The sequence below is a fragment of the Streptomyces sp. NPDC028331 genome (assembly GCF_055565775.1).
Genome location: NZ_JBVHTR010000017.1, coordinates 118205 through 133614 on the forward strand (window position 1 = coordinate 118205; position 15410 = coordinate 133614).

A 15410-nucleotide genomic window follows, 5' to 3' on the forward strand; every position below is an offset into this window, starting at 1 on the left:
CCATGAACCAGATGAACCGGGACAGCGGACCAGGGGGGACACGGAACCGCCAGTACGGCGTTTCCGATCCCGAGCCGTCGCAGACCCCCGGGGTGGAGCCGGGCGGGGTGCCTCCGGGTGAGACCCCTCCCGGCGAGAGCAGCACGTCGGAGGTCACGCACCGGGACGACTACGACCGGACGCGGGGCTGGAGCAAGGCGCCCCTGATCATCATCCTCGGGCTGGTGGTGCTGGTGGCCGGGTTCTTCCTGGCGTACGCCATCTCGCTGATGGTCTGAGCACTCCGCGGGCGGCCCGTGCGGGGCGTGCTCGTGTCGTGCAGGCCGGGCCGGCTCGCGCCACGCGGTGGCTCGGTTCGGGCATAAGGGGACACACGGGCCTGTGGGCGGTGGGCCCGCGTCATCGCACGGGCGGTCGGCCCTTCCGCCCCACAGGCAGTCATGTGAAACTGTCGTCCCGTCCGCAGTGTGGACCTCCCTCCGCACCGTCCGTCCCCCACGAGAAGTGCGCCCGTGCGTGATCTTCCCCTGCCGCTCGCTCTCACGGCGCGGCTGAGCCCGGTCCTGGTGCTCGCCTGTGCGGGCTGGGCGCTGACCTCCGGCCCGGCCGCCTCCTCGGCCACCGGGCACAAGGCGGCCCAGCACAGCCAGGACACCCCGAGCACCCAGGGCGCGGGGACCGCCTCCGCGCCCGGGCCGTCGGCCGCGGCGAAGGCGTACACCAGCGCGCCCGCACCGTGCACCGCCCTGTCCGCGAAGACCATCACCTCCCTGGTCCCGGGCGCCAAGGCGGCCGGCAAGGAGATCCCCTCCACGGACACATCGGTCCGCCGCACCTGCTCCTGGAACGCGCTCAAGGGCTACGACTACCGCTGGCTCGACGTCACCTTCGAGATCATGGACTCGCAGGCGCAGGCGCAGAAGTCGTACACCGAGCGGACCACGGACAAGAGCGGCGGCGGGACGGTCCCCGGTCTCGGCGACGCGGCCTACTCCGTGGTGAACCTCAGCACCGAGGACAAGCAGCAGACCCGCGAGGGTCTGGTGCTGGTGCGCGTGTCCAACGCGCTCGTCTCCGTCGACTACAACGGCAGTGACTTCGAGACGAAGAAGGCACCCGACACGGACGAGATCAACAAGGGGGCCATCAAGGCCGCCAGGGAGGCGGTGGCCGCGCTGGAGGACGGTCAGAGCAAGGGCTGACCGTCCTCCGTGTCCCCGGCCGGAGCCTCAGGCCGTGGCGTCGTCCCGGCCGCGCGTGAGCATCAGCAGCAGGTAAAGGACCAACGACGTGCCGAGGCCGACCGCCCAGCCGTAGTCGGCGAGCGGCTTCAGGGCCGGGACGGGGCGGCCGTCGATCAGCGGATGGAAGTCGGCGCCGCCGATCGCCAGCACCCCGCCGACGACGAAGGCGAGCACGGCCCGCCAGTTCCAGCCGCCGTCGTACCAGTAGCGGCCCCCGGAGCGGTACAGGTCGGCGAGGTGCAGCCGGGCGCGGCGCAGGATCCAGTAGTCGGCGATGAGGATCCCCGCCACCGTGCCGAGCAGGCCGCCGACCAGGCCGAGCCAGGTGAAGATGTAGCCCTGCGGGTCGGAGTACAGCTTCCAGGGGAAGATCAGCACCGCGAGGACCGAGGTGATCAGGGCGCCGGTGCGGAAACTCACCTTGCGCGGCGCGACGTTGGAGAAGTCGAACGCCGGGGAGACCAGGTTGGCCGCGATGTTCACCGACAGGGTCGCCACCAGCACGGTCACCAGGGCGTAGAGCAGCCCCACCACGTTGTCGGTCTTCGCCGCCAACTGCACCGGGTCCCAGACGGGCTTGCCGTACACCGCCTGCGAACCCGAGGTGACGAGCACCGACAGGAACGCGAAGAGCGTCATGGTGGTCGGCAGGCCGAGCGCCTGTCCCCAGGTCTGGGCCTTCTGGCTGCGGCCGTACCGGGTGAAGTCCGGGATGTTCAGCGACAGCGTGGACCAGAAGCCGATCATGCCCATGAGGGAGGGGGCGAACAGCGTCCAGAAGTCCGCTCCCCAGCCCAGCTTGGAGGGCTGGTCGAACAGCGGGCCGAGGCCGCCGGCCTTGCCGCTCATCCACCACAGCATCACGAAGGCGCCGACGAGCACGAAGGGCGCCGCCCAGTTCTCGAAGCGGCGGATGGTGTCCATGCCCCGGTAGATGATGGCGACCTGGAGCACCCAGAAGAGCGCGAACGACAGCCACATGGTCCAGGCGTAGCCGCCGACGTGGGAGGCGTTGGACCAGCGGTCGCCGATGAGCTTCCCGGCGAGGAAGTAGATCGCCTCGCCGCCGATCCAGGTCTGGATGCCGAACCAGCCGCACGCCACCAGCGCCCGCACGACCGCGGGGAGGTTGGCGCCGCGCACGCCGAAGGAGGCGCGGGCGAAGACCGGGAAGGGAATGCCGTACTTGGGCCCGGCGTGCCCGGTGAGCAGCATCGGGATCAGCACGATGACGTTGGCCAGGCCGATGGTGAACACCGCCTGCTTCCAGTCCATGCCCACGGCGATCAGGCCGGAGGCCAGGGTCCAGGACGCCGTGTTGTGGGCCATGCCGACCCACAGTGCGGAGAAGTTGTACGTGGTCCAGGTGCGCTTGGCGACGGGGACGGGCAGCAGGTCCTCGTTGGCGTACGCACCGCTCGGCGGCGGGGAGCCCGGGGCGAGTTCCACGCGCCCGTCGGGGAGGGTGACTTGGGCGGACGGCGGTATGGCCGTGGGAGCGGTGTCGGTCATGGGGCAGGCCAATCAGGAGGTGGGACGGGAAAGGCCGTGCGGGTGCGGCGCCGATGGGGGGTGCGCCCGGTGGACGGATCGACCGGAGCGTCCTGGGACCCCTTCCCGGGAGGGCGGGAAGGGGACGAGCGGGGAGAGGAGGGGTCCGCTGACCCGGTGGTGGATCAGCCGTTGACGGCCGGGATGACCTGGCTCCCGTACGCGTCGATGACGGCTTCCTGTGCGTCGTGCATGTCGTAGACGGCGAACTGGTCGACGCCCAGCTCACGCAGTGCCTTCAGCTTCTCGATGTGCTTCTCGACCGGGCCGATGAGGCAGAACCGGTCGACGATCTCGTCGGGGACGAACTGGGTGTCGGGGTTTCCGCTGCGTCCGTGGTGGGCGTAGTCGTAGCTCTGGCGGGCCTTGATGTAGTCGGTGAGCTCCTCGGGGACGGCGGAGGAGTGCTCGCCGTACTTGGCGACCAGGTCGGCGACGTGGTTGCCGACCATGCCGCCGAACCAGCGGCACTGCTCACGGGCGTGCGCCAGTGCCTCGGGCGAGTCGTCCTCGGTGACGTAGGCCGGGGCGGCGACGCAGATCGTCACCTCGGACGGGTCGCGACCGGCGGCCACGGCCGCGTCCTTCACCGCCTTGACCATGTACTCGGTGAGATACAGGTCGGCGAGCTGGAGGATGAACCCGTCGGCCTCCTCCCCGGTCATCTTCAGCGCCTTGGGGCCGTACGCCGCCATCCACACGGGGAGCCGGGCCCCCGGTTTGATCCAGGGGAACTTGACGACGGTGCCGCCCAGGTCGGCCTCCTGGCCGCTGCCCAGCGCCCTGATGACCTTCATGGCCTCGCTGATGCGGGCCAGCGTGTTGGGCTTGCGGCCCGCGACGCGCATCGCCGAGTCACCGCGGCCGATGCCGCAGACGGTGCGGTTGCCGAACATGTCGTTGAGGGTGGCGAAGGTGGAGGCCGTGACCTCCCAGGTGCGGGTGCCCGGGTTCGTCACCATGGGGCCGACCGTCAGCTTCCGGGTGTTCGCCAGGATCTGGCTGTAGATCACGAACGGTTCCTGCCACAGCACGGCCGAGTCGAAGGTCCAGCCGTAGCGGAAGCCGTTGCGCTCGGCTCTCTTCATCAGGCTGACGACCCGCGAGGCCGGCGGGTCGGTCTGCAGGACGAGTCCGAAGTCCATGGGGGGCCACTCCTAGTTGAGGTACTGACAGGTGGAGCGGGGGGTGTAGACGCCGTGTCCCGCGCGTCCGGTGAACTCCCGCTCGGTGATGACGGGTTCGCCGCGCGAGAGGACCGTCTCGACCCGGCCGGTGGTGCGCTTGCCCTCGTACGCCGAGTAGTCGACGTTCATGTGGTGCGTCTTCGCCGACATGACCTGCTCGGCGTGCGGGTCGTAGATGACGACGTCGGCGTCCGCGCCGGGGGCGATGGTGCCCTTCTTCGGGTAGAGGCCGAACATCCGGGCCGGGGTGGCGCAGGCGATCTCGATCCAGCGGCGACGGGAGATGTGCCCGTCGACGACGGCCTGGTGCAGCAGGTCCATACGGTTCTCGACGCCCGGCAGGCCGTTGGGGATCTTCGAGAAGTCGCCCCGGCCCAGCTCCTTCTGGCCGACGAAGCAGAAGGGGCAGTGGTCGGTGGAGACCACCTGGAGGTCGTTGGTGCGCAGGCCCCTCCAGAGGGCCGCCTGGTGCTCCTTGGGGCGCAGCGGGGTCGAGCACACGTACTTGGCGCCCTCGAAGCCGGGCTCGGCGAGGTTGTCGGTGGACAGGAACAGGTACTGCGGACAGGTCTCGCCGAAGACGTTGAGCCCTTCGTCGCGAGCCCGGGCCAGCTCGGCGACCGCCTCCGTCGCCGAGACGTGCACCACGTACAGCGGGGCGCCGGCCACCTGCGCGAGCCTGATGGCGCGATGGGTGGCCTCGGCCTCGAGGAGGGCCTTGCGGACCTCGCCGTGATACCTCGGGTCCGTCTCGCCGCGGGCCAGCGCCTGCTCCACCAGCACGTCGATCGCGATGCCGTTCTCGGCGTGCATCATGATCAGGCCGCCGTTCTCGGCGGAGCGCTGCATGGCGCGCAGGATCTGCCCGTCGTCGGAGTAGAACACTCCCGGGTAGGCCATGAACTGCTTGAAGGAGGTGACGCCCTCCTCGACCAGCAGGTCCATCTCCTTCAGGGTCTCCGGGTTCACGTCGGAGACGATCATGTGGAAGCCGTAGTCGACGGCGCAGTTGCCCTCGGCCTTGGCGTGCCAGGCGTCCAGGCCCTCGCGCAGCGAGTGGCCCACGCTCTGCACCGCGAAGTCGATGATCGTGGTCGTTCCGCCCCAGGCGGCGGCCCGGGTGCCGGTCTCGAAGGTGTCGGAGGCGAAGGTGCCGCCGAAGGGCAGCTCCATGTGGGTGTGGGCGTCGACACCGCCCGGGATCACGTACTTGCCGGTGGCGTCGATACTCCGCTCGGCGGTGAAGGCCCCGGCGGCCGGTGTCCCGGACGCGGCGAGGGCGGCGATGCGGCCGTCCTCGATCAGGACGTCGGCGTGGATCTCGTCGGACGCGGTGATGACGAGGCCACCGCGGATGACGGTACGGCTGCGGCTGCTCATGCTCCCTCTCCTGCGTAGTGCCCCACTGGGGTGCGATCGGGCAGTGCGGGTCGTGTGTGGCTGGTCGCTCCCCCGGGTTCTCGGCTTCGCTCGAACAGGGGGACCCCCATCGCGGCGGTGGCCGCATGTCGAGCACGGACCCGCGCCCCTCACGGGGCGCGGGTGTGCGCGCCCGTTACGGCGCGGTCAGCGGGCCGTACGCGCCCGGCGCCCGGTCGCGGTAGAACTGCCAGCGGTCGCGGACCTCGCGCAGCTTGGCCAGGTCCAGGTCGCGGACGACCAGCTCGGTCTCCTTGTCGCTCGCCACCTCCCCGACGAACTGGGCCTCCGGGTCCACGAAGTACGAGGTCCCGTAGAAGTCGTTGTCGCCGTACTCCTCGACGCCCACCCGGTTGATCGCGCCGACGAAGTACTCGTTGGCGACGGCCGCCGCCGGCTGCTCGAGCTGCCACAGATAGCCGGACAGGCCACGCGAGGTGGCCGAGGGGTTGAACACGATCTCGGCGCCCGCCAGGCCGAGGGCCCGCCAGCCCTCCGGGAAGTGGCGGTCGTAGCAGATGTACACGCCGATCCTTCCCGCCTTGGTGTCGAAGACGGGCCAGCCGGAGTTGCCGGGCCGGAAGTAGAACTTCTCCCAGAAGCCCTTGACCTGCGGGATGTGGGTCTTGCGGTACTTGCCGAGGTAGGAGCCGTCCGCGTCGATCACGGCGGCGGTGTTGTAGAGGACGCCCGGCTGCTCCTCCTCGTACATGGGCAGCACGAGGACGATGCCCAGCTCCTTGGCGAGGGCCTGGAAGCGCTTGACGATCGGGCCGTCCGGGATCCGCTCGGCGTACTCGTAGAACGCCGGGTCCTGGACCTGGCAGAAGTACGGCCCGTAGAACAGCTCCTGGAAGCACAGGACCTGAGCGCCCTGCGCGGCCGCGTCGCGGGCCGCCTGCTCGTGGACCTGGATCATCGATTCCTTGTCGCCCGTCCAGGCGGTCTGGAAGACGGCGGCACGGATCACTCTGCTCATCGGGACCTCCGGTCGCTCGGTGTGCGGCGAGCTTAGGAAGCCCGGCGGGGCGGTTTGAGTTGCACCGTGTCACGTCTGCGGGCGCCGGGCGTTGCACCGTGTCATACCGGCGCGTACACACCTGTTTCCCGCTCTTTTCCATGGCGTTTCACCCTTGTTGGGCGTCGTGCGCGAGCAGCGCGATGTGCACCGACGCCGCCTGTTCGAAGTCGTCGAGGTCGACGCCGAGGCGGGCTTCTATGGCCTCCAGCCTGCGGTACAGGGCAGGTCGGCTGACGTGGTGGAGCTGAGCGGTGCGGGACTTGTTGCGGCCGGTGGCGAGGTAGGTCCGCAGCACCGGCAGCAGCTCCTGTTCGGCGTCGCGCCCGCACAGCAGCCCGTCCAGCTCCCGCTCGGCGAAGGCCTGCACGCGCGGGTCGTCGCGCAGCAGCCGGATCAGGCCGCGCAGATGGACGTCCCTGAGGCGTACGACGGCCGGGAGGTCCTGCGCGGCGGAGTGGCCCGCGACGGCGTCCGCGACGTGCTGGGCCTCGCGCAGCCCGGCGGGTACGTCCTCCCATGCGGTGCGCGGGCCGGCCGCCGCGACGACCGTGCCGCCCTGCCCGGACTCCGTGCGCAGCCGGGTGGCGAAGTGCGCGGTCAGGGCGTCCGCGTCCTGGTCCCGGGCGAGGCTGAGCAGGACGGCGGTGGCCCCGTCGGCCAGCTCGGCGACGAGCCCGTGCAGCCCCAGGAGCCGCAGGACCCGGTCGAGCTGGACGGGATCGCGCTCGCGTACGACGAGGGGGACGAAGGTGCGGCGGTTGACGGGCAGCCCGGCCGCCCGCGCCCGGGGCAGCAGCCGGCCGGGCTGGACGACACCGGAGACGAGGTCGGTGAGCAGGCTCTGGGCGGACTGCTCCTCCCAGGTGTGCACCGAGCCGTGGAGCATCCGGTGCAGGACCAGGGCCTCGGCGGCCCGCTCGGCGAGCAGGCGTCCGATGGGGCTGTCGCCGCGGTAGCCGCACAGCACGATCCGGCCCCAGCGCTCGCCGTGCCCGCCCAGCTCGGCGCGGACCCAGCCGTCGCCCTCGCTGCCGCCCGCCTGCCGGGCGATGCGCTCCCAGTCGCGCAGCACGTCGTCGACCGCGGGCCGCTCCCCGGCCGTGGCGAGCACCCGGTGGGCGAGGTTGGTGAGGACGACGGGGCAGCCCGCGTGCACGGCGATCTCGTCGAGCAGCCGCTGCAACGGTGCGCCCGCGGTGATGAGCCCGGTCAGGGCCGTACGGACGGACTCCGACAGGCTCACCGCGGCGAACTTGCGCCGGACCAGCCGGGACTGGACCTCCTCGGTCAGCTCGGCGAACGGGAACGGCCGGTGCAGGACCACCATGGGCAGCCCGCAGCGCTCGGCGGCCCGGCGCATCGCGTCCGGGGGCGCCGGGAAGGCGCGGCCGAGTCCGAGGACGACGGCCGCGGCCTCCGCGCGGTGCAGGGAGCGGATGTACTCGGCCTGCTTCTCCACGTCGCCGGCGAGCAGCACCCCGGTGGTGAGGACCATCTCGCCGCCGCTGAGCATCACGCCGACGTCGGGGGCCTCGGCGACGTGCACCCAGCGCACGGGCCGGTCGAGGCTCCCGGCGCCGGCCACCACCTCGGGCTCGCCGGCGAGCACCCGGTCCAGGGCGAGGACCTGGCGAACCGACAGGGCGGGTTCCAAGGCGGTGGGCATGGCTGTGTCCCCTTGCTCTGGTCCTACGGAAGACACCTCATGACGGTGCTGTCGGGGGAACGGGTCATCAGTGGACGCTCCCGAGGGCCTGCTCGAGGATCGCGGCACCCTCCTCGGCCTCCGCGACGGTGAGCGTCAGCGGCGGGGCGATGCGCAGCACGCTGGTGTTGTGCCCGCCGCCCTTGCCGATCAGCAGACCGCCGTCGCGGGCCGCTTCGAGCACGGCGGCCGCAGCGTCGGGGTCGGCCTCGTCGGTGCCGGGCCGCACCAGCTCGACGCCGATCATCAGTCCGCGTCCGCGCACCTCCCGCACGCCCGGGAGCTGGGCGGCGACGGCCCGCAGCCGCTCGATGAGCAGTCCGCCGACGCGCCGGGCGTTGCCCTGGAGGTCGTGCTCCAGCAGGTACGTGAGGTTGGCCAGCCCGGCGGCCATGGTGATCTGCGTGCCGCCGAACGTCGAGATGGAGTTGGCGTCGAGGCAGTTCATGATCTCCGCGCGGGCGACGACGCCGCCGATGGACATGCCGTTGCCGATGCCCTTGGCGAAGGTGAGGATGTCCGGCGGGCCGCTCTGCCCGTGCGCCTGCCAGCCCCAGAAGTGGTCGCCGGTGCGGCCCCAGCCGGTCTGCACCTCGTCCGCGATCCAGAGGATGCCGTGCTCCCGGAGGACGTCGCGGAAGGCCGCGTACAGCCCGTCGGGCGGCGAGGTGAAGCCGCCGACTCCCTGGATGGGTTCCGCGATCAGCGCGGCGGGCGGGCGGGTGTGGCCGAGGAGGTCCCTCAGGTCCTCGACGCAGGCCGCGATGAACTCGGCGTCGCTCAGGTGGGCGAACGGGCCGCGGGTGCGGACCCCGCCGTGGACGTAGAGCGTCTGGAGCGGGGACAGGGAGGTCGGGGACCAGCCGCGGTTGCCGGTGATGCCGATCGCGCTGAACGAGCGGCCGTGGTAGCTGTTGCGCATCGCCAGGATCTGGTTGCTGCGCCGGTACGTCGTCGCGAGCAGCAGCGCCGTGTCGTTGGCCTCGGTCCCGGAGGTGGTGAAGAAGACGCGGGCGTCCGGGATGCCGCTGAGCTGGGCGATCCGCTCGGCGAGTTCGACCATGGGCCGGTTGAGGTAGAGCGTGGACGAGTGGATGATCCGCCCGGCCTGCTCGCTCACCGCCTTGGTCACCTCGGGCAGGGCGTGCGCGGTCATCGTGGTCAGGATGCCGCCGAAGAAGTCCAGGTACCTCTTCCCGTCCGCGTCCCAGACGTGCCGGCCCTCGCCGTGGGTGATCTCCAGGGGGTCCTTGTAGTAGAGGGCCAGCCACTCGGGCAGGACGGCCCTGTGGCGGTCGTACAGGTCGCTCACGGCTTCACCAGTCCTTCGTACGCGTCGGGGCGGCGGTCGCGGTAGAACGCCCACTGCTGCCGCACTTCTTCGATGAGGTCGAAGTCGAGGTCCCGCACGACGAGTTCCTCCTCCTTGTCGCTCGCGACCTCGCCCACGAACTGCCCACGGGGGTCGACGAAGTAGCTCGTCCCGTAGAAGTCGTTGTCGCCGTACTCCTCGCGGCCCACGCGGTTGATCGCGGCGACGAAGTACTCGTTGGCGACGGCCGCCGCGGGCTGTTCGAGCTGCCAGAGGTGGGAGGACAGGCCGCGGTGGGTGGCGGAGGGGTTGTAGACGAGCTGGGCGCCGTTCAGGCCGAGCTGCCGCCAGCCCTCCGGGAAGTGGCGGTCGTAGCAGATGTACACGCCGACCTTGCCGACCGCGGTGTCGAAGACGGGCCAGCCGAGGTTCCCGGGTTTGAAGAAGTACTTCTCCCAGAAGCCCTTGACCTGGGGGATGTGGTGCTTGCGGTACTTGCCGAGGTAGGTGCCGTCGGCGTCGATGACGGCCGCGGTGTTGTAGTAGAAGCCGGACTGCTCTACCTCGAAGACGGGGACCACGATCACCATGCCGGTCTCGCGGGCGAGGGCCCGCATACGGCGCACCGTCGGCCCGTCGGGCACCTGCTCGGCCCAGCGGTAGTGCTCGGGCTCCTGGACCTGGCAGAAGTACGGGGCGTTGAACACTTCCTGGAAGCCGATCACCTTCGCGCCCTGCCGGGCCGCCTCCCGGGCGTGCTCCACATGCTTGGCGATCATGGATTCGGTGTCGCCGGTCCAGGTCGCCTGGACCAGTGCGGCGCGTACGACGTGGGCCATGGTGCCGCTCCTTTGCCTGATGGTCCGCGGGGGACGTCAGAGAGCCTCTACGCCCGTAGAGCCAGGCTGTAGAGGCTCGAACGTAAGCCTCCGCGGCGGCCTTGCCAAGACCATCGTCGTCAACCCGCTGAGTCGATCACGTTTCGCACCCCCGCGGGTGAGTGATCGGATTGTCGGCGGGCCGGTCAGGCGGTGAATCCGGCGACCCTGAGTGCGTGGACGAGGTCCCAGTGACGCTCGGCGGAGACACCCCGGGCGGCCTCCAGGAGCAACGGTACGAGCCGCTGCGGGTCCGGGGCGACACTGCGGGCCGCCTCCTGAGGAGTACGGACGCGCACGTAGGCGTCGAGGAGCGCACTCACCTCGCGGTGCCGGCCGTCGGCGTCCAGGACCAGGACGGCCTCACCGACCTCGGGCGCGGGCCGTGCGACGCCCTGCCGCAGCATCTGCTCGCCGTCCGTGGTGCGGCCGGCCGCGGTGAGCGCGTCCGCGGCGGCGACGAGGCGGTCGGCGGGCAGGGAGGCCGCCTCCCACAGCAGGGTGGCCCAGTCGGCGTCGAGGCCCGCGCGCTGCAGTTCGGCGGCGAGCAGGGGGTAGCGGGCGGCGGGCCAGTGGGCGGCCTCGACGAGCAGGGCGTGCGCCTCGCCGCTGCGGCCCTCGGCGCGCAGCCGGACGAGCGCGGCGACGGTGTCGGCGGTGAGCCGCCGGTCGGCCTCGTCGAGGGAGGGTGTACGCGGCTGTGAGGTCTCGTGGGTCTCGGCGTCGGCGGCCCCGGCGAACCGGGCGCCACGGGGGCTGCGGCGCCCCGGCGCGGGCGCGGCGACGGGCGGAACGGCGCCGGTCGGCGGCTCCTGCACGTCCATCATTCCGGCGAAACGGGCGCTGCCGCGGGCGCGGCGCTTGGGGCGCTGCTTGGCGGGGGCGTCCACGGACACGGGGGCCGGGCGGGGGGCGGGGCTCATGGGTTCGGGCTCCACGGGCTCGCGGTTCGCGGGTTCGTGGTTCACCGGCTCGTGGTTCGCATGGTCATGGTTCGCAGGTTCGCGGTTCGCAGATTCGTGGTTCGCAGATTCGCGGTTCGCACGTTCGCGGTTCACGGGTTCGGCGGACGGGCCGCCGCCCAGCCCCGTGGAAGCCCGTCCGGGGGCGCCGTCGGCGCGGTCACGGCGCCAGACGGAGGCGTCGTCGGCCGGTTCCGTGTCCGGGGCTCCCGGTCCGCCGTGAGGCCGCTTCGGCGCCGTGTCCGGGCCCTGTGGCCAGGCCCGCCCGGTCTGCGTCCACTCGCCCCGGCGGGCGCGGGCCGCCTCCGCCCAGCGGCCTTGCGCCCCCCGGCCCTCCACACGGCCGCCCGACGGCGCCGGAGCGCTCCCACCGCCCGTCTCCCCGGGTGCGCGGGCCTCCGGGGCCGTTTCCCGCTCCGCACGGAAGACGTCCCCGGTCCGGGCCGCCCCGGAGGGCCGCGTGCCCGGGGCCGGCAGGGCGCGGTGCTCGAGGGCCTCCATGCGGCGACGCAGCTCCGCGCAGCGGGCCGTGGCCCGGTCGTGGTCGTCGTGGGCCCAGGCCAGGTCGAGCCGGAGGGCCGCGGCCTCCTCCCGGGTGGCCGCCGACTCCAGCCGGCGCGCGAGGTCCGCCTGGCGCTCCGCCGCGAAACGCCGCTCGCGGAGCATCACGTCGAGACGGTCGGCGAGCGCCTCCCGGGCCCCCGGCCGGGCGTCGTGCGCGGCCAGCGAGGCACCGTGCAGCGCCCGCGCCCGCTCGGCCTCCCGCACGGCGACCGCGGGCCCCTGTGCGGCGCCGAGGTCCTGCAGCAACGCCTCCACGACGTCCCAGGGCGGCACCTCCCGGCCGTCCAGGCAGGCCCGCATGCCGTCGGGGTCGCGCTGCCAGAAGACGCCGCACCAGCCGCCGCCCTGGTCGAGCCGCGCCAGCAGCCCGTTCAGGTAGCTCGCGAACTCCCGCACAGCACCCGGGAGTTGATCCACCGCCATCGCTCAGCTCCCGCCCGAGTGGAGTGCTCCAGTCCGGTAGAAAACACCCCTCGTGTTACAGATGGGCTACAGGCAGTTTTCAGAGCGGACGCAGTGCGCTCCAGCGGAGCATGCGCGACCTGTGCGCGCCCCGCCCGCACCACGGGCACCGCGCCCGAGGACCGGCCGCCCGGCGAGGGGCAAGCCCCTACGGGCAAGCCCCTCCCCGTCGCGCTCCGGACATGCCCCGGAAGCTCTGGACATGCCCCTGAACAGCGATCGTGCGATGGTGTTCTAAGCGCGGCCCGGCACCCGCACCTCAGGTGTAAACCGGACAACTCAGGGCACCCGCGACGGACCGGCATGTACATCAGCGGAACGGAAGGCCATGACCAGCGGCTTCACGGGTCCGCAGGGCTACGGCTCGGACCCCTTCGCAGAGTTCTTCGCACGTATTTTCGGTGGCCAGCGTCCCGGCCCCCGGCAGATCGACCTCGGTCGGCTCCTGAGCGAGCCGGCCCGGCAACTGGTCGCCGGTGCCGCACGCTACGCCGCGGAGCACGGCAGTCGCGACCTCGACACCCAGCACCTGCTGCGCGCCGCGCTCGCCACCGAACCGACCCGAAGTCTGCTCAGCCGCGCCGGGGCGGACCCCGACTCGCTGGCCTCGGAGATCGACGAGCGCTCCGGCCCGGTCCAGCAGACCTCGGGCGACGCGCCGCCGCCCACCTCGCTCTCCCTGACGCCCGCCGTCAAGCGCGCCCTGCTGGACGCGCACGAACTGGCCCGGGCCAGCGGCACCGGCTACATCGGCCCCGAGCACGTGCTCAGCGCGCTCGCCGCGAACCCCGACTCGGCCGCCGGGCACATCCTCCACTCGACGCGCTTCGCCCCCTCCCCGCTGCCGCCGGAGGCCGGCGAGCACGCACCCGCGCGCCCGGAACGCCCGCGCCCCAGCTCGACCCCGACCCTGGACAAGTACGGCAGGGACCTCACGGACCTCGCGCGGCAGGGCCGCATCGACCCGGTGATCGGACGCGAGGAGGAGATCGAGCAGACGATCGAGGTGCTCTCCCGCCGCGGGAAGAACAACCCGGTGCTCATCGGTGACGCGGGCGTCGGCAAGACGGCCATCGTGGAGGGGCTGGCGCAGCGCATCGCCGACGGCGACGTGCCCGACGTCCTGCTCAGCCGCCGGGTCGTCGCCCTGGACCTGACCGGTGTGGTCGCCGGCACCCGCTACCGGGGCGACTTCGAGGAGCGGCTGAACAACATCGTCGGCGAGATCCGCGCCCACTCGGACGAACTGATCGTCTTCATCGACGAACTGCACACCGTGGTGGGCGCCGGGGGCGGCGGCACGGAGGGCGGTTCCATGGACGCGGGCAACATCCTCAAGCCCGCCCTGGCCCGCGGCGAACTGCACGTCGTGGGCGCCACCACGCTGGAGGAGTACCGCAGGATCGAGAAGGACGCGGCGCTGGCCCGCCGCTTCCAGCCCATCCTGGTGCCCGAGCCGTCCGTCCAGGACGCCATCGAGATCCTGCGCGGGCTGCGGGACCGCTACGAGGCCCACCACCAGGTGCGGTACACCGACGAGGCGCTGGTGGCCGCCGTGGAGTTGTCCGACCGGTACCTCACCGACCGTCACCTGCCGGACAAGGCGATCGACCTGATCGACCAGGCCGGCGCCCGGGTGCGGCTGCGCGCCAAGACGAAGGGCACGGACGTACGGGCGCTGGAGCGGGAGGCCGAGCGGCTGACCCGGGACAAGGACCAGGCGGTGGCCGACGAACAGTACGAGCAGGCCACACGGTTGCGTGACCGCATCGTCGAGCTGAAGCGGCGCATCGAGGAGGCGAGCGGCGAGCCCGAGGCCGACGAGGGGCAGCATCTGGAGGTCACCGCGGAGGCCATCGCCGAGGTGGTGTCCCGGCAGACCGGCATCCCGGTGAGCCGCCTCACCGAGGAGGAGAAGGAACGGCTGCTCGGTCTGGAGGAGCATCTGCACCAGCGGGTCGTCGGGCAGGACGAGGCGGTCGCCGTCGTGGCGGACGCGGTGCTGCGTTCGCGGGCCGGACTGTCCAGCCCGGAGCGGCCGATCGGCAGCTTCCTCTTCCTCGGCCCGACCGGTGTCGGCAAGACGGAGCTGGCCCGGGCGCTCGCGGAGGCGCTGTTCGGCAGCGAGGAGCGCATGGTCCGGCTCGACATGAGCGAGTACCAGGAGCGGCACACCGTCAGCCGGCTGGTGGGCGCCCCGCCCGGGTACGTGGGCCACGAGGAGGCCGGGCAGCTCACCGAGGTCGTACGGCGGCACCCGTACTCGCTGCTGCTGCTCGACGAGGTGGAGAAGGCGCACCCGGACGTCTTCAACATCCTGCTGCAGGTCCTCGACGACGGGCGGCTGACCGACTCCCAGGGCCGGACGGTGGACTTCACCAACACGGTCATCGTGATGACGAGCAACCTCGGCTCGGAGGCGATCACCCGGCGCGGCGCCGGCATCGGGTTCGGTGCGGGCGGCGCGGACGCGGACGAGGAGGCGCGGCGCGAGCAGATCCTGCGTCCGCTGCGCCAGCACTTCCGGCCGGAGTTCCTCAACCGCATCGACGAGATCGTCGTGTTCCGCGAGCTGACGACCGAGCAACTGCGGCGCATCACGGACCTGCTGCTCGACAAGACCCGGCGCCGGCTGCGGGCGCAGGACATCGAGGTGACGTTCAGCGAAGGGGCCGTGGAGTGGCTGGCGCGGCGCGGCTACCAGCCGGAGTACGGCGCACGACCGCTGCGCCGCACGATCCAGCGGGAACTGGACAACCGGCTCTCCCGTCTGCTCCTGGACGGCCGGATCGAGCGCGGCAGCCGGGTCGATGTCGACGTCGATGCCGAGAAGGGCGAACTCGTCTTCCGTCCGCGGCCGCCGGCCTCGGCGGGGGCCTCGGCTCCCCGCGAGCCGGGCGACGGTGCGGCGCCCCACCGGGAAGGCCGGACCGCCCCCTGGTGAACCGCCCGGGATGCATGAGGCCCGGCGTGACAGGAACCGCCCGGCGGCCGTCAGCACGGCCGCCGGGCGGCATTAGTTCAGGGTCATCGGGCCGGGATGCCGGTCACCACCGGCGGGGCGGCACGCCGGTCACGGCGGGATGCCCGGTCACGGCGCCGGGC

The 15410-nt window shown here is 72.0% G+C and carries 11 protein-coding genes; 3 read left to right on the top strand and 8 right to left on the bottom strand.

What is annotated here, in order from left to right; genetic code table 11:
- The first annotated feature begins 2 nt into the window (after nt 1–2).
- Together ACZ4SW_RS24525 and ACZ4SW_RS24530 are read left to right on the top strand one after the other, a co-directional pair.
- Entirely contained in the window at nt 3–278 is a 276-nt protein-coding gene (locus ACZ4SW_RS24525; protein WP_468249426.1) for a DUF6480 family protein, read from the top strand.
- 234 nt (nt 279–512) lie between these two features.
- Nucleotides 513–1202 carry a hypothetical protein gene (locus tag ACZ4SW_RS24530; protein WP_468249430.1) on the top strand — a complete coding sequence of 230 codons (690 nt, stop codon included), beginning with the start codon at nt 513–515 and terminating at the stop codon, nt 1200–1202.
- 27 nt (nt 1203–1229) lie between these two features.
- On the opposite strand, the gene ACZ4SW_RS24535 is transcribed toward ACZ4SW_RS24530, so the two are convergent.
- The 8 genes from ACZ4SW_RS24535 to ACZ4SW_RS24570 all read right to left on the bottom strand — a co-directional run bounded on the left by ACZ4SW_RS24535 (nt 1230) and on the right by ACZ4SW_RS24570 (nt 12266).
- Nucleotides 1230–2756, bottom strand: coding sequence for an NCS1 family nucleobase:cation symporter-1 (locus tag ACZ4SW_RS24535; protein WP_468249435.1), 1527 nt, complete (start codon nt 2754–2756; stop codon nt 1230–1232).
- 164 nt (nt 2757–2920) lie between these two features.
- Entirely contained in the window at nt 2921–3940 is a 1020-nt protein-coding gene (locus ACZ4SW_RS24540; protein WP_468249440.1) for a TIGR03842 family LLM class F420-dependent oxidoreductase, read from the bottom strand.
- 12 nt (nt 3941–3952) lie between these two features.
- Nucleotides 3953–5362, bottom strand: coding sequence for a dihydropyrimidinase (gene hydA, locus ACZ4SW_RS24545; RefSeq protein ID WP_468249445.1), 1410 nt, complete (start codon nt 5360–5362; stop codon nt 3953–3955).
- Nucleotides 5363–5537: 175 nt separating this feature from the next.
- Complete coding sequence (locus ACZ4SW_RS24550) at nt 5538–6380, bottom strand: nitrilase-related carbon-nitrogen hydrolase (protein WP_468249453.1); 843 nt, start codon at nt 6378–6380, stop codon at nt 5538–5540.
- A gap of 148 nt (nt 6381–6528) precedes the next feature.
- On the bottom strand, nt 6529–8088 hold the full coding sequence (locus tag ACZ4SW_RS24555) for a PucR family transcriptional regulator (RefSeq protein ID WP_468249459.1): 1560 nt from the start codon (nt 8086–8088) through the stop codon (nt 6529–6531).
- A gap of 67 nt (nt 8089–8155) precedes the next feature.
- Nucleotides 8156–9439 (bottom strand): aspartate aminotransferase family protein, encoded by a 1284-nt coding sequence (locus ACZ4SW_RS24560; RefSeq protein ID WP_468249464.1) that lies wholly within the window; start codon nt 9437–9439, stop codon nt 8156–8158.
- Nucleotides 9436–10278: a nitrilase-related carbon-nitrogen hydrolase gene (locus ACZ4SW_RS24565; protein WP_468249469.1), complete on the bottom strand. Its 843-nt coding sequence runs from the start codon at nt 10276–10278 to the stop codon at nt 9436–9438. The genes ACZ4SW_RS24560 and ACZ4SW_RS24565 overlap by 4 nt, the downstream gene beginning before the upstream one ends.
- Nucleotides 10279–10463: 185 nt before the next feature.
- The gene (locus ACZ4SW_RS24570; protein WP_468249473.1) at nt 10464–12266 is read right to left on the bottom strand and encodes a serine/threonine-protein kinase; all 1803 of its coding nucleotides are present in this window, start codon (nt 12264–12266) and stop codon (nt 10464–10466) included.
- 367 nt (nt 12267–12633) lie between these two features.
- On the opposite strand from ACZ4SW_RS24570, the gene ACZ4SW_RS24575 reads away from it, so the two are divergent.
- Nucleotides 12634–15249 carry an ATP-dependent Clp protease ATP-binding subunit gene (locus ACZ4SW_RS24575; RefSeq protein ID WP_468249478.1) on the top strand — a complete coding sequence of 872 codons (2616 nt, stop codon included), beginning with the start codon at nt 12634–12636 and terminating at the stop codon, nt 15247–15249.
- The last annotated feature ends 161 nt before the right edge of the window (nt 15250–15410 follow it).